Here is a 13,997-nt window from a genome sequence, read left to right as displayed (position 1 = left end):
TCAGACGCCTGCTCGGAAGGTGCGGCGGTAGGCCACCGGGGAGACGCCGATCGCGGTGTGCAGGTGTTGGCGCAGGGACGCGGCCGTGGCGAAACCGACCTGAGCGGCGATCTGATCGATCGACAGGTCGCTGGATTCGAGCAGGTGGCGGGCCCTGACGATGCGCTGCTGGATGAGCCACCGGCCGGGGCTGAGCCCCACCTCGTTGCGGAACCGGCGGGCGAACGTGCGGCCGCTCATCCTGGCGTGCTCGGCGAGATCGGCCAGGGTCAACGGCAGGTGGAGGTTCGCGGCCGCCCAATCCCGCGTCGGCGCGGTGCCCAACTCGGACGGTTCGGGAACCGGCTGCTCGATGTATTGGGCCTGACCGCCATCCCGCCACGGCGGCACGACGCATCTCCGCGCCACCTGGTTGGCCACCTCGCTGCCGTGGTCCGAACGCACGATGTGCAGGCACACGTCGACCCCGGACGCCGCGCCAGCGGAGGTCAGCACGTCGCCGTCGTCGACGAAGAGCACATCCGGGTCCAGGGGCACGTTCGGGAACATCCGCCGGAACGGTTCGACCAGCGCCCAGTGCGTGGTCGCCGGGCGGCCGTCGAGCAGCCCGGCCGCCGCCAGGACGAACGCGCCGGTGCAGATCGACACGATGCGGGTGCCGGGCCGGATGAGCGCCAGGGCATCGGCCACCGGCTGCGGCAGTTCGACGTCGGCCTCGGTGAGGTCGTGCGGCGGGATCACGACGGTGTCGGCGGTGCTCAGCACCTCCGGCCCGTGCTCGACCGAGATCGTGAAGTCGGCGTCGCTGCGCACCGGGCTCCCGTCGACGGTGCAGGTCAGCACCTCGTACCGGCCTCCGGCGCTGCCGAAGATCCGCTTGGGGATGCCCAGCTCGAACGAGTACACGCCGTCGAGCGCCAGAACCACGACCCGATGCATGGCACGATCCTATCGAATGTTGGCAATCAAGCCATTTCGCCGGGCTTGGTCCGGCGGCAGGCTGGAAGGCATGAGTGAAGCCAGCAAGATGCGCGCCATCAGCCAGGACGTTCTCGGCGGGCCCGAGGTGCTCCGGGAAGTGCAGCTCGACCGACCGGTTCCCGGCCCGAGCGAGGTGCTGATCCGGGTGCACGCGGCCGGGCTCAACCCGACGGACTGGAAGCACCGGGCCAACAAGGTGTTCCTCGGAGAGCCGCCGTTCGTCCTCGGCTGGGACGTCTCCGGCGTCGTCGAGGCCGTCGGGGTCGGCGTCACCCTGCACAAGCCGGGCGACGAGGTGTTCGGGATGTTGCCCTACCCGCACGGCGTCGGCTCCCACGCCGAGTACGTGACCGGCCCGGCCCGGGCATTCGTCCCGAAGCCGTCCAACGTGGACCACGTGCAGGCGGGTGCCATCCCGCTCGCCGCGCTGACGGCCTGGCAGGTCCTGGTGGATACGGCACGCCTGCAGCTCGGGCAGCGCGTCCTGATCCACGCGGCCGCCGGCGGAGTCGGCCACTTCGCCGTGCAGATCGCCAAGGCGCGCGGCGCGCACGTGATCGCGACGGCCAGCGCGGGCAAGCACGAATTCCTGCGCGGCCTCGGCGCCGACGAGCTGATCGACTACCGGGAGGTCGATTTCGCGGACGTCGTCAGCGATGTCGACGTCGTGCTGGACCCACTCGCAGGCGACACCCGCACCCGCTCACTGCGCACCCTCCGCCGCGGTGGCGTCCTCGTGTCCATCCTGCCGTTCGGGCGGGAAGCGGACGCCGCCGAGGCGGAACGCCGCGGCGTACGAGTGGAACTGATGCTCGTCGAGGCCGACCAGGAGGGCATGCGCGCCATCGCCGAACTCGTCGAGTCGGGCCGGCTGCGCGCGGAAATCGCCGGAGTTTTCCCGCTGGCGGAGGCGGCCAAGGCGCACGCCCTCGGCGAAACCGGCCGCACCACCGGGAAACTGGTGCTCGCGGTGGAGTGAGTTGATCACGCCACCGAAAGCCGCTGGCGGGTCTCGGTGACCCGGGGCGACCACGGGGCCAGTTCCTCGGCCTTGGCCAACGCAACGCGCGCGGCGGCGTTGTCGTGGCACGCCATGTGAGCACGGGCGAGCGTGGCGAGGTCGTCGGCGCGGGAGAGCGGGGAGTGGTTGTACTCGGCGCCTGTCGTGGCGAGGTGGACGGCGCGGTCCGCGTCGCCCTCGATCAGCGCGAGGAGCCCGTTGGTGCCGCTCAGCTCGAACTCCGGGTAGCCGAGCCGGATCGCGTCCTCGAGCGCCTTCTTCGCGGTCGGCAACAGGGCTTCCGCGGGCAGCTGGCCGGCTTCCACCGCCTTGAACCCGAGGCCGGCCAGGCCCGCCAGCAGGTAGGGCATCTTGCGCGGCGGGATTTCGTCACTGTCCGCCAGCAGCTTCAGCATCATCATGACCCCCGTCGCGTACTCGCCGCGTGACTCCAGCACGGAGATCTGGCACGAGACCGTGCCGTTCAAACCCGGATACCGCGCGGCGAGTTCATCGACGTGCTCCTGCGCGCGATCGATGTCGCCCTCGCGCAGCGCCTCGTACACCCGAGCGGCCAGCGGTGCGGACAGGAAATCGGCGCGTTCGGGATCCTTCAGGCGCGGCAGCGAGAAGAGCAACCAACCGGTCGACGTGGTCAGCGGAACCCGCATCGGCCACAACTTGTAGAGCATCAACGGCGTTGCGGCGAGCACGAAACCGCGGCCGAACGGACCGTCGGCGAGCAGCCAGCCCGCCACGACCACCGCGAGACCCACCAGAGCCGACAACAGGCCGGCCAGCCAGCAACGCAAGATCACCGGGGAGTGCCACGGGCCGATCTGGGCGCGCAACGTGACGGGCAGCGAGCGGATCGTGAAGGTCACGCGGCCGAGCCGCCACGACGCGACCTCCCGCATCGCGCCGAAGATCACCTGCCGGACCCGCAGCCCGAAAACCACCGAACCCAAGAGCAAGCCCAGCTGGGTCGCCATCGGAAGCAAGATCACCCCGACCAGGGCACCGAGCCAACCGATGGCCGCCCCGGCCGGCCCGCTGCCGGCAATCAGCTCCACGGCCACCACCGCGACCGCACCCACCACGGCGGCTATGACCCAAGGGCGGAACAAAAGACTCTGAGCTCGCACAAGGACGAAAGCGTACGGGACCGGACCGCGGCCGATACCCGCTTTCGACCAGGCACCCAACCGCCGAACGCCGCGGCCCCTGGGCGAGAGCATGGGAACTTTCCTGCCACCGAGCGCGGGCGCGGTGTGAGGATGGGAACTTTCCTGTCAAACCGGCGACACGGGATGGTCCGGATTGCGCCGCGAGCATGGGAACTTTCCTGCCACGGATGGCGAGGGCCTGGACGTGAGCATGGGAACTTTCCTGTCGCCGGAGGCGCCTTCGGATCGGCCGGGGCGTGACGTGAGCAAGGGAACCTTCCTGTCACAGGTGGCAGGAAGGTTCCCTTGCTTTCGCAGTGGGTTGAGGCCTCAGGCGTTGGTGGTGACCGGGAGGCCGGCTGCCTTCCAGGCTCGGAAGCCGCCCGCGAGGTCGGTGGCCTTGGTCAGGCCGAGCCCCTTCGCCTGGGCTGCGGCGAGGCTGGAGGCGTAGCCCTCGTTGCACACCAGGACCACCGGGCGATCGGGGTGCAGGCCGTTCAGTCGGTGGCCGCCGGCCGGGTCCAGCCGCCACTCCAGCACGATCCGCTCCACCGTCAGCGAACCCGGGATCTCGCCTTCGGCGAGCCGGTCGGACTGCGGCCTGATGTCGATGATCAGGCCACCTTCCTGCTGCAACGCGAACGCTTCCCGTGGGGAGACGCGGGTGAGCTTCGCGCGTGACTCGGCCAGCAGGTGGTCGATGCCGAACGGGCCGGCCGCGATGCTGTCCTGGCGCTGGATCGGGATCTCGGTCATCCGAGCTCCTTCGGCTGCGGGATGGGCGGTTGCGGTGCGTGGATCCGTTGCGGCGGGACCGGCGGCACCTCGGCTAGATCCGAGTAGTAGCGGACCGGCAGCAGCGGCGGCGAGTACGCGTGCACGCTCGCCGAGTTCACCGAGCTGACGTTGCGGACCTGGTGGGCGCGCCCGCTGCCGAAGCCGACGCCCGAGCCGACGTCGTGGTGCACGGTGCGCACCGGGCCCGCGGGATACCGGTAGTCCTCCCGAAGCGCGCCGAACAGCACGGAGAACGAGCCGGACGCGCCGCCGTGGTCGTGCGGTTCGGTGCCCTGACCGGGCGCCCACGACAGCAGCCACAGCTCGACGCCCGCGGTCAGGCCGAGCTTGGCCCACCAGCGTTGTTGGTCGTCGACCCGGACGATGTCGAGCAGCGGGCCGGTCAGTTCGGACGTGATCAGGCTGGTGAGGTCGCGCAGTTCGCGTGGGCTCCAAAGCAGGTGGTCGGGGCGGATCAGGTCGTGCAGCAGCGGCAGGTCGAGGCCGGGGTGCAGTTCCACCGCGCCCGGCGCGGGAACCGGTTCGGTCGGGGTGTATTCGGAAAGGCGGGTGGTCGGGCTGTCGTTGGACGGGTGCTGTCGCACAGCGCTCATGCGTGTCTCCAAGTTCGTGTCTTGCAATGAGCACGGCACGACACACACACCCCGCTTTCGGGGCGTGATTCGGTGGATTGATTCGTCGGGCCGCGCGATGAGCCTGGAAGGGCGGTAGCAGAACCGCTTCAGCGACAGGCGGAGGTGACGACCAGGAAGAGGTCGATCACGCGATCGCGGGTGAGAAACGAATCGGACACGCTTGCGATCGTGGCACGGCCGGGGAGATCGTGCCAGCACGATCGCGGTCGTCCCGGTATCTGGGCACCCGGCGTGCGCTCGCCCGGCCGGGATCTGCCAGCCGGCCGAGCGCACGATGCGCCCGGCCGCAACTGCTGAGGGAGCAGACGGAACAATGGGGCTCCGGAGGGACCTGCCGGAAATCTGCGGCGGTCCGGACGGAGACGAACCGCCTGCGCGTCGCCCGCGGCGCCGCGGTCGGTCACGGCTGGGAGGTAGACGTGGACGACCTGGTCATCCGGATGGATGGCGTCGGTGTTCGGCGGGGCAAGACGACGCTGGTGGCCGACGTGAACTGGTCGGTGGAGCTCGACGAGCGCTGGGTCGTGCTGGGCCCCAACGGGGCGGGCAAGACGACGCTGCTGAAGATGGCCAGCACCGAAGTGCACCCGAGCGAGGGCAGCGTCGACGTGCTCGGCGAACGGCTCGGCAAGACCAACGTGTTCGACCTCCGTCCCCGCATCGGCCTGTGCTCGGCGGCGCTGGCGGCCCGCATCCCCGGCGACGAACTGGTCCGCGATGTCGTGGTCAGCGCCGGGTATTCGGTGGTCGGCCGGTGGCGCGAGGAATACGACGCGATGGACACCGACCGGGCTGCCGAGCTGCTCGACCTGCTCGGCGTGGCGCACCTCGCCGACCGCGAGTACGCGACGTTGTCCGAAGGGGAGCGCAAGCGCACCACCATCGCGCGTGCTCTGATGACCGACCCCGAGCTGCTGCTGCTCGACGAGCCGGCGGCGGGGCTGGACCTGGGCGGCCGGGAGGATCTGGTGGCGCGGCTGTCCGCGCTGGCCATGGACCCGGACGCGCCCGCGTCCGTGCTGGTCACCCACCACGTCGAAGAGATTCCGCCGGGCTTCACGCACGGCTTGCTGCTGCGCGACGGCAACATCGTCGCGCAGGGCCTGCTCGACGACGTGCTCACCGAGGACAACCTGTCGAAGACCTTCGACCAGGATCTGGAGCTGCAGCGCAGCGGTGCCCGTTACTTCGCCCGGCGGCGCGCCTGACTCCGGTGCCGGGGCGGCGCCCGAGGCTCCGCCGCGGGATCGAAGAATGTTTCGCGCGGAGCGGGCGCTGAGATCCGTGACACAGCAGTCGTGGGGCGGCGCGCGATAGCCTGCCCGGCGAGGTGGCGGTTCGACGAGGAGGTTGCTGCGTGGGCGAGTTCGTCAGGCTTGAGGTGGACGGCGCGATCGGGACGATCCGGTTGGATCGGCCGAAGATGAACGCGTTGAACCGGCAGATCGAGACCGAGCTGCGGGAAACGGCGATCGAGGCCGCCGAGCGCTCCGACGTTCGCGCCGTGATCGTCTACGGCGGCGAGAAGGTCTTCGCGGCGGGCGCGGACATCAAGGAAATGGCCGAGATGTCCTACGCCGACATGGCGCGCAAGGAAGAGCGCGGGCTGTCGGACGCGATGAGCCACGTCGCCGCCATCCCGAAGCCGACCGTGGCCGCCCTCACCGGGTACGCCCTCGGCGGCGGCTTCGAGCTGGCGCTGAGCTGCGACCGGCGCATCGCCGGCGAGAACGTCAAGGTCGGCCAGCCGGAGATCCTGCTGGGTGTGATCCCCGGTGCGGGCGGCACGCAGCGGCTCGCCCGCCTGATCGGGCCCAGCAAGGCCAAGGACATCATCTACAGCGGGCGTTTCGTCGACGCCCAGGAAGCGCTTTCGCTGGGCATGATCGACGAGATCGTCGCGCCCGACGAGGTGTACGCGGCGGCGCGCCGCTGGGCCGAGCAGTTCACCGGCGGCGCGGCCCGCGCCCTGGCCGCAGCCAAGGCGGCGATCGACGGTGGGCTGGACGTCGACCTGGACACCGGGCTGAAGCTGGAGACCCACCTGTTCGCGGGCACCTTCGCCACCGAGGACCAGAAGATCGGCATGCGCTCGTTCATCGAGAACGGGCCGGGCAAGGCGAAGTTCACCGGAAACTAGGCCCGGACGGAACGGATCGTGACAGCCCGCCCCACCAGCTCGCCCTGCACTTCCGGTGCCGGAGCGCGGTTCCGGCAATGGTGTTGAGGAGTTCTGGTGGGGTACGGCTTCGATCTCGATGATGTGGTGTTCCTGCGCTCGGCGGCCGGTCACGATGCCGTCGCCGAGCTTTCCGGGCTCGCGTTGACCAATTCGACGCGGCTCAACGACGTCGCCGCCGCCCGCAAGCTCGTCGGCGAGCGGTTCGCGGCGGCCGCGCTGGAGACGGCCGTGCTGCGGCGCCGCGCGGAGTCCAAATTGGACGATCCCGCCGGCTGGTTGTTCACCGATCCGGCGCTGCAGCAGGCGACGGCGAGCGTGGTGGCCCGGCATCGCGCGCAACGGCTGGCCGGACGCGACGTGCACGACGTGACCTGCTCCATCGGCGCGGATCTGGCCGCGTTGGCCGCCGTCGCCCGGCGCTGCGTGGGCTCCGACCTCGATCGAGTGCGGTTGTCCATGGCCCAGCACAACCTCGCGGTTTCCGGGCGGTCGGTGGCGCTCGTGGAAGCCGACGCGCTGCGTCCGGTGACCCGCGGCACGGCCGTGGTCGCGGACCCGGCTCGCCGGGACGACGCCGGTCGGCGGCGCTGGAATCCCGCGGATCTCGTCCCACCGCTGGACGACCTGCTCGACGTCTACGCCCGCCGCGATCTCGTGGTGAAGTGCGCCCCGGGCCTGGATTTCGCGGTGGTCCCGGACACCGCCGAGGCCGAGGTGGTGTCGCTGGCCGGGCAGGTTCGGGAGGCCGCGCTGTGGTTCGGCGGGCTGGCGGACCGGCAGGTTCGGCGCCGGGCGACGGTGCTGCGGCCGGACGGCACCGGTTGGACGATCACCGACGCGGAGCCGGACGACTGTCCGGCCGTCGAGGTTCGGCAGTGGATCGTGGATCCGGACGGTGCCGTGGTGCGCGCCGGGCTCGTCCGGCACTACGCCGCGCGGCACGGGCTCGCTCAGCTCGACCCGCACATCGCCTACCTGACCGGCGACGAGCCGCCGCCGGGAGTCCGCGCCTTCCGGGTCTTCGAGCACTGCCGCTACAGCGAGAAGTCGCTGCGCGCCCTGCTGCGCAGGCACGAGGTGGGCAGGCTGGAGATCCTGGTCCGCGGTCTCGACGTGGATCCGGATGCGCTGCGCCGCCGGCTCAAGCTGAAGGGATCGCGGGAAGCCACCGTGGTGCTCACCAGGGTCGGCGACGTCGCGATGGCGTACCTGTGCCACGCCGAGCGCACCTGAGTGGGCTAGGTCACTCGATTCCCTCTTTTCGGCGGGTGCGTTGTGAGCGCGGCGAAAACCAGAGGCAGCCGGTGCGGCGCCTTCTCTATGCTTGGACGCAGTATGGGTACGTCGTCTGTTGAATCTCCGCTCGTCGATCTGCGCGAACGGTTGCCCGAGCTGATGCTGCACGACCAGCGTCGGCTGCGCCGTCGCATCGAGGGAGCCCGCAAGATCCGCGACCCGCAGGCCCTGGAGGCCGTGACCGCGGAGATCACCGGCGAAATCGAGGCCGCGGAGCGGCGGATCGAGCAGCGCCGCGGAAACGTGCCCAAGATCAGCTACCCGGAGGCGCTGCCGGTCAGCCAGCGCCGAGACGACCTGCTCGCGGCCATCCGCGACAACCAGGTCGTCATCGTCGCCGGTGAGACCGGGTCCGGTAAGACGACGCAGCTGCCGAAGATGTGCCTGGAACTGGGACGCGGCGTCCAGGGCCTGATCGGGCACACCCAGCCCCGGCGGCTGGCCGCCCGTACCGTCGCCGAACGCGTCGCCGAGGAACTTGACACGGAGCTCGGCGACGCCATCGGCTACCAGGTGCGCTTCACCGAGCGGGCAGGCACCGACACGCTGGTCAAGCTGATGACCGACGGCATCCTGCTGGCCGAGATCCAGCACGATCGGCTGCTGCGGCGCTACGACACGCTGATCATCGACGAGGCGCACGAGCGCAGCCTGAACATCGACTTCATCCTCGGCTACCTCAAGCAGCTGCTGCCGCGCCGCCCCGACCTGAAGGTGATCATCACCTCGGCCACCATCGACCCGGAGCGCTTCTCGCGGCACTTCGACGATGCGCCGGTGGTCGAGGTCTCCGGACGCACCTATCCCGTCGAGGTGCGGTACCGCCCGCTGCTGGACGACTCGGACGAGACCGAGGACGTGGTTCGCGACCAGACGCAGGCCATCTGCGACGCCGTGGGCGAGCTCTGCGCGGAGGGGCCCGGCGACATCCTGGTCTTCCTCAGCGGTGAACGGGAGATCCGGGACGCCGCCGACGCGCTGAAGCAGCAGAACCTGCGCAACACCGAGGTGCTGCCGCTGTACGCGCGGTTGACGGCTGCCGAGCAGCACCGCGTGTTCCAGCCGCACTCCGGCCGGCGGATCGTGCTCTCCACCAACGTGGCCGAGACCTCGCTGACTGTGCCGGGCATCAAGTACGTCATCGATCCCGGCACCGCGCGCATCTCCCGGTACAGCTTCCGGACGAAGGTGCAGCGGCTCCCCATCGAGCCGATCTCGCAGGCGTCGGCGAACCAGCGCAAGGGCCGCTGCGGCCGGGTTTCCGAAGGCATCTGCGTCCGGCTGTACTCCGAGGAGGACTTCGAGTCCCGCCCCGAGTTCACCGATCCGGAGATCCTGCGCACCCACCTGGCCTCGGTCATCCTGCAGATGACGTCGCTGGGGCTGGGCGAGATCGAGTCGTTCCCGTTCCTGGAGCCGCCGGACCGCCGCCAGATCACCGACGGCGTCAACCTGCTCCACGAGCTGGGCGCCCTTGACCGCTCGAAGACCGAGCTGCACAAGCGGCTGACCCCCGTCGGCCGCAAGCTCGCCCAGCTGCCGATCGATCCGCGGATCGCGCGGATGGTGCTCGAAGCGGAGCGTAACGGCTGTGTGCGCGACGTGCTGGTCATCGCCTCCGCACTGTCCATTCAGGACCCCCGCGAACGGCCCACGGACAAGCAGCAGGCCGCCGACCAGAAGCACGCGCGCTTCGTCGACAAGGACGCCGAGTCCGACTTCCTCACCTACCTCAACATGTGGCGGTACCTGCGCACGCAGCAGAAGGAACTGTCGTCCAACCAGTTCCGGAAGCTGTGCCGGACCGACTTCCTCAACTACCTGCGGGTCCGCGAGTGGCAGGACCTCTACGGCCAGCTGCGGCAGATGGTCAAGTCGATGGGCATGACGCTCGGCGACGACCAGGCCGAGGCGTCGCGGATCCACCAGTCGGTGCTGGCCGGCCTGCTGTCGCACATCGGCCTCAAGGACGTCGAGAAGAAGACCGAGAAGAAACCGGGGCAGACCGGGCGCGGTTCGAACGAATACCAGGGCGCGCGCAACGCTAGGTTCGCCATGTTTCCCGGGTCGTCGCTGTTCAAGAAGCCGCCGCGCTGGGTGATGGCGGCGGAGCTGGTGGAGACCTCCCGCCTCTGGGCGCGCATCGCCGCCCGCATCGAACCGGACTGGGTGGAGCAGCTCGCGCAGCACCTGGTCAAGCGCAGCTACAGCGAACCGCACTGGGAGAAGGACCGTGCCGCGGTGGTCGCCGTCGAGCGGGTCACCCTCTACGGCGTTCCGCTGGTGGTCGGCCGCAAGGTCAACTACGGGCGCATCGACCCGGAGTTGAGCAGGGAGCTGTTCATCCGGCATGCGCTCGTGGAGGGCGACTGGGACACCCGGCACACGTTCTTCCATGAGAACCGGGCGATGCTCGACGAGGTCGGGGACCTCGAAGAGCGGGCCCGGCGACGCGACATCCTGGTTGACGACGAGACGCTGTTCGAGTTCTACGACCAGCGCATCGGCGCGGACGTCGCCTCCGGCAGGCACTTCGACGCGTGGTGGAAGAAGACCGGCCGGGAACAGCCGGACCTGCTCAACTTCGAGAAATCGATGTTGATCAACCAGGAATCGGCGGCGGTCAGCGACCAGGACTACCCCGACTTCTGGCCGCAGGGCGGGCACCGGCTGCCGCTGTCGTACCAGTTCGAGCCGGGTGCCGACGCGGACGGCGTGACCGTGCACATCCCGCTGGCGGTGCTCAACCAGATCGAACCGGATGGTTTCGACTGGCAGATCCCGGGCCTGCGCGAGGAACTCGTGACGACCCTGCTGAAGTCGCTGCCGAAGAACGTGCGCCGGAACTTCGTCCCGGCCCCGGACTTCGCCAAGGCCGCGCTGTCCCGGATGTCCTCGTCGGGCGGTCCGCTGCTGGACGCCTTGCAACGACAGCTCCAGAGCATGACCGGCGTCGCCGTGTCGCGCTCCGAGTGGGACCTCGAGCGGGTGCCGGAGCACCTGAAGATGACCTTCCGCGTGGTGGACGGCAAGGGCCGGAAGCTCGCCGAGTCCAAAGACCTGGAGCCGCTTAAGCAACGGCTGAAACCCAAGCTTCGCGCGGAGATCTCCGCCGCCGCCGACGACGTCGAGCAGCGTGGGTTGCGCTCCTGGAGCTTCGGCTCGTTGCCTCGCACCTTCGAGCAGCAGCGCTCGGGGCACGCGGTGAAGGCGTACCCGGCGTTGGTGGACGAGCGGGACAGCGTCGCGGTGCGGATGTTCGACACCGAGGAGGAGCAGCGGCTCGCGCTGTGGGACGGCACCCGGCGAATGCTGCTGTTGAACCTCCCGTCGCCGGTGAAGTCCATCCAGCGCGGGATGAGCAGCACCGCCCGGCTCGTGCTGGGCAGCAGCCGGTACGGCGACCTCGCCGCCGTGCTCGACGACTGCGTGAGCTGCGCCGTCGACAAGCTGATGGCGGATTACGGCGGGCCGGTGTGGGACCAGGCGGCCTACGATTCCCTGCAGGCCAAGGTCCGGGCACGGCTGGGCGAAGTCACCGTCGACGCCGTGTTCAAAGTGGAGCAGGTCTTGATGGCGGCGCAGCGGGTGGAAACGCTGCTGGCCGACCAGCCTCGGAACCTGCACCCCGTCGCGCTCGCCGACATCCAGGATCAACTGGATGGGCTGCTCTACCCCGGCTTCGTGACCGGGACCGGTTTCGCGAGACTGTCCGATCTGACGCGCTATCTGCGCGCGATCGAGCAGCGGCTGGACAAGCTCCAGCACCACCCGCAGCGCGACCGGGACTGGATGCAGCAGGTGGACGAGGTCGAGCAGCGCTACCGGGATCTGCTGGCCGACCTGCCGCAGGGGCGCGCCCCGGGCGAGTCCCTGCGGCAGGTCGGGTGGCTCATCGAGGAACTGCGGGTGAGCCTCTTCGCGCAGTCGCTCGGCACGTCGCAGCCGGTGTCGGTGAAGCGCATCCACCGCGCGATGGACAAGTTGGAGCGCTGATCGGGCGCTCGCCGCAAGTGCCGACGAGCCGGACAACCGCTCGAGCACGGTCGTGACATGCATGGCTGTTTCCTCCGGGATGCGAGCTGGTGTGTCGGGCGGGCACCGCGACCGGTGGCCGGATTCGGTGCGTCCGAAGCGTCGTCTGTTTCGAGCGCGCGTGATTCATCGAAGAGACGCGTGCTCGAACGCAGTGAGCCCGAAAAGCCGTGCTCTGCAAAGCCATGTGCCTGCAAACGCCGTGTTGCAAAGCTGCGTGCTTTGCAAAGGCCGTGTTTGGCAAAGCGCGTGTTTGCAAGGCCGGTGCTTCGGGAGGATGGCGCTTCGGGCCGCCCAACATCGAGTATTCGCGCTCGAACTGTCGTTCGCATCACTCGACGGAGTGGAACCCGGAGGGAAACGCGGGTTCCGGTGCCTCGCGCGAGGCCGCAGCCGGAAAACCCGTTGGGAATGGGGAAAAATCCGCGTTCGCCGCGAACTCAGTGGCGAACGCGGTGGAGCGCTGCCGCGCCGCTCAGGTGGCGGGCGAGACGGTCATGCCCAAGGCGCCCGGTCCGGCGTGGGCGCCCAAGACCGCGCTCGTCTCCTCCAGGGTGACGCGGCGGATCTGGGGCAGTTGGGACCGCAGGTCGTCGAGCACGCGCTGGGCTCGGTCGGCGAACTGGAAGTGCTCGACGCCGATGTCGACCGGGCCGCCGCCGGCTCGCTGGACCGCGTTCGCGACCGCCTTCTTGAGCGCCCGGTCCGGCCCGATGCCCTTCGTCAGCTGGTCGATGATGCCTTCCTTGAGGGCGAGCACCGGCTTGATCGACAGGGTCTGGCCGAGCCACGCCTGCGCGCGCCCGATCCGGCCGCCGCGCTGCAGGTACTCCAGGGTGTCCACGTAGAGCAGCTGAGTGGTGGTGCGCAGGCGGCGGTCCAGCACGCTCATCACGCCCTGCGGGGTCGCGCCGGAGATAGCGGCTTCGGCCGCGGCCATCACCGGGAATCCGAGGCCGAGCCCGACCAGCCGGGAGTCGACCACGTAGACCGGGATGCCGATCTCCGCCGCCGCGGTGCGGGCCGACTCGCAGGTTCGGGACAGGCCCTCCGAGATGTGGATGGAGATGATCGCCTCGGCGCCGGAGGCCGCGGCGTCCGTGTAGTTCCAGAAGAAGGCCGGCGGCGGCGGTTCGCCGGTCGCCACCGGGATTCCGTCGCGCATCGCCTGGGCCAGCGCCGGGTGCGGCACCCGGCGCTCGTCGTTGTACTCGTCGCCGACCTTGAGCTCCAGCTGGACGACCGAGATGCCCAGCTGTTCGGCGACGTCGTGCGGTATGGAAGCCGTCGAGTCGGTCACGATGGCGACGCGTTGCCTCATGCGGGCCAGGCTACTAACTGGTAGGGCGTTGGCGTGCGTGCCCCGGCAGAAATACCGTCACCGCGGCCGGGAGAATTGGGGTACGGCGAGGTGAGTACCGTCACGTGCGGGGCCTGGTTGCACCGGTGCTACCGGCTAGTAACATTCTGGGTGGTTGGCGTCACTGTGCTTTTCGAACAGGGACGTGGCAAGGTCAACCTACCCGGACTAAACAGCGCCGGGTCCACAAGCAAAGCCGCTGGAGGACCAGCGAGCGTCGTCTGTCCGCAGGAGGTCGAAGAGGGCCCATGAACATCGTCGTCCTGGTCAAGCAGGTGCCCGACACGTATTCCGAGCGGAAGCTGTCAGCGGCGGATCACACCCTGGATCGTGAGTCTGCCGATGCGGTGTTGGATGAGATCAACGAGCGCGCGGTGGAGGAAGCGCTGTTGATCAAGGAGGCTCAGGGCGGCGAAGTGACCGTCGTCTGCATGGGCCCGGAACGCGCCACGGATGCGATTCGCAAGGCGTTGTCGATGGGTGCGGACAAGGCGGTGCACCTCTCGGATGAGGCGTTGCACGGCACGGACGCGCCGTCGACCGC

Annotated in this window: 10 protein-coding genes and 1 pseudogene; 6 read left to right on the top strand and 5 right to left on the bottom strand. The window is 69.5% G+C overall.

The window, feature by feature from the left end; all coding sequences use genetic code 11:
* Nucleotides 1-939 carry a helix-turn-helix domain-containing protein gene (locus AB0I53_RS39590; protein ID WP_358614186.1) on the bottom strand — a complete coding sequence of 313 codons (939 nt, stop codon included), beginning with the start codon at nucleotides 937-939 and terminating at the stop codon, nucleotides 1-3.
* Between the two features lie 88 nt (nucleotides 940-1,027).
* Here AB0I53_RS39590 and AB0I53_RS39585 point away from each other — a divergent pair, with 88 nt between their 5' ends.
* Nucleotides 1,028-1,960 carry an NADP-dependent oxidoreductase gene (locus AB0I53_RS39585; protein WP_358614211.1) on the top strand — a complete coding sequence of 311 codons (933 nt, stop codon included), beginning with the start codon at nucleotides 1,028-1,030 and terminating at the stop codon, nucleotides 1,958-1,960.
* A 5-nt stretch (nucleotides 1,961-1,965) separates the two neighbouring features.
* Here AB0I53_RS39585 and AB0I53_RS39580 read toward each other — a convergent pair whose 3' ends face one another.
* The 3 genes from AB0I53_RS39580 to AB0I53_RS39570 all read right to left on the bottom strand — a co-directional run bounded on the left by AB0I53_RS39580 (nucleotide 1,966) and on the right by AB0I53_RS39570 (nucleotide 4,538).
* Nucleotides 1,966-3,054, bottom strand: a complete 1,089-nt coding sequence (locus AB0I53_RS39580) for a hypothetical protein (RefSeq protein WP_358614185.1) — start codon at nucleotides 3,052-3,054, stop codon at nucleotides 1,966-1,968.
* A gap of 423 nt (nucleotides 3,055-3,477) precedes the next feature.
* The gene (locus AB0I53_RS39575; RefSeq protein WP_358614184.1) at nucleotides 3,478-3,903 is read right to left on the bottom strand and encodes a rhodanese-like domain-containing protein; all 426 of its coding nucleotides are present in this window, start codon (nucleotides 3,901-3,903) and stop codon (nucleotides 3,478-3,480) included.
* Nucleotides 3,900-4,538, bottom strand: a complete 639-nt coding sequence (locus AB0I53_RS39570) for a cysteine dioxygenase family protein (RefSeq protein WP_358614183.1) — start codon at nucleotides 4,536-4,538, stop codon at nucleotides 3,900-3,902. The genes AB0I53_RS39575 and AB0I53_RS39570 overlap by 4 nt, the downstream gene beginning before the upstream one ends.
* Before the next feature lie 482 nt (nucleotides 4,539-5,020).
* On the opposite strand from AB0I53_RS39570, the gene AB0I53_RS39565 reads away from it, so the two are divergent.
* The 4 genes from AB0I53_RS39565 (at nucleotide 5,021) to hrpA (ending at nucleotide 12,054) form a co-directional block, all read left to right on the top strand.
* Nucleotides 5,021-5,788 carry an ABC transporter ATP-binding protein gene (locus AB0I53_RS39565; protein WP_358614210.1) on the top strand — a complete coding sequence of 256 codons (768 nt, stop codon included), beginning with the start codon at nucleotides 5,021-5,023 and terminating at the stop codon, nucleotides 5,786-5,788.
* 149 nt (nucleotides 5,789-5,937) lie between these two features.
* Nucleotides 5,938-6,720: an enoyl-CoA hydratase-related protein gene (locus AB0I53_RS39560; RefSeq protein ID WP_358614182.1), complete on the top strand. Its 783-nt coding sequence runs from the start codon at nucleotides 5,938-5,940 to the stop codon at nucleotides 6,718-6,720.
* Nucleotides 6,721-6,816: 96 nt separating this feature from the next.
* Entirely contained in the window at nucleotides 6,817-7,995 is a 1,179-nt protein-coding gene (locus AB0I53_RS39555) for a class I SAM-dependent methyltransferase (RefSeq protein ID WP_358614181.1), read from the top strand.
* Between the two features lie 102 nt (nucleotides 7,996-8,097).
* Entirely contained in the window at nucleotides 8,098-12,054 is a 3,957-nt protein-coding gene (gene hrpA, locus AB0I53_RS39550) for an ATP-dependent RNA helicase HrpA (RefSeq protein ID WP_358614180.1), read from the top strand.
* 514 nt (nucleotides 12,055-12,568) lie between these two features.
* Here the strand turns inward: hrpA and AB0I53_RS39545 are convergent.
* Nucleotides 12,569-13,414 carry a DegV family protein gene (locus AB0I53_RS39545; protein WP_358614179.1) on the bottom strand — a complete coding sequence of 282 codons (846 nt, stop codon included), beginning with the start codon at nucleotides 13,412-13,414 and terminating at the stop codon, nucleotides 12,569-12,571.
* 287 nt (nucleotides 13,415-13,701) lie between these two features.
* Between AB0I53_RS39545 and AB0I53_RS39540 the strand changes: the two are divergent.
* A pseudogene (locus AB0I53_RS39540) lies at nucleotides 13,702-13,997 on the top strand (electron transfer flavoprotein subunit beta); the annotation flags it as partial.

The sequence above is a fragment of the Saccharopolyspora sp. NPDC050389 genome, from assembly GCF_040655595.1.
Taxonomy (GTDB): Bacteria; Actinomycetota; Actinomycetes; order Mycobacteriales; family Pseudonocardiaceae; genus Saccharopolyspora.
This window is presented reverse-complemented; position numbering and strand designations above follow the sequence as displayed.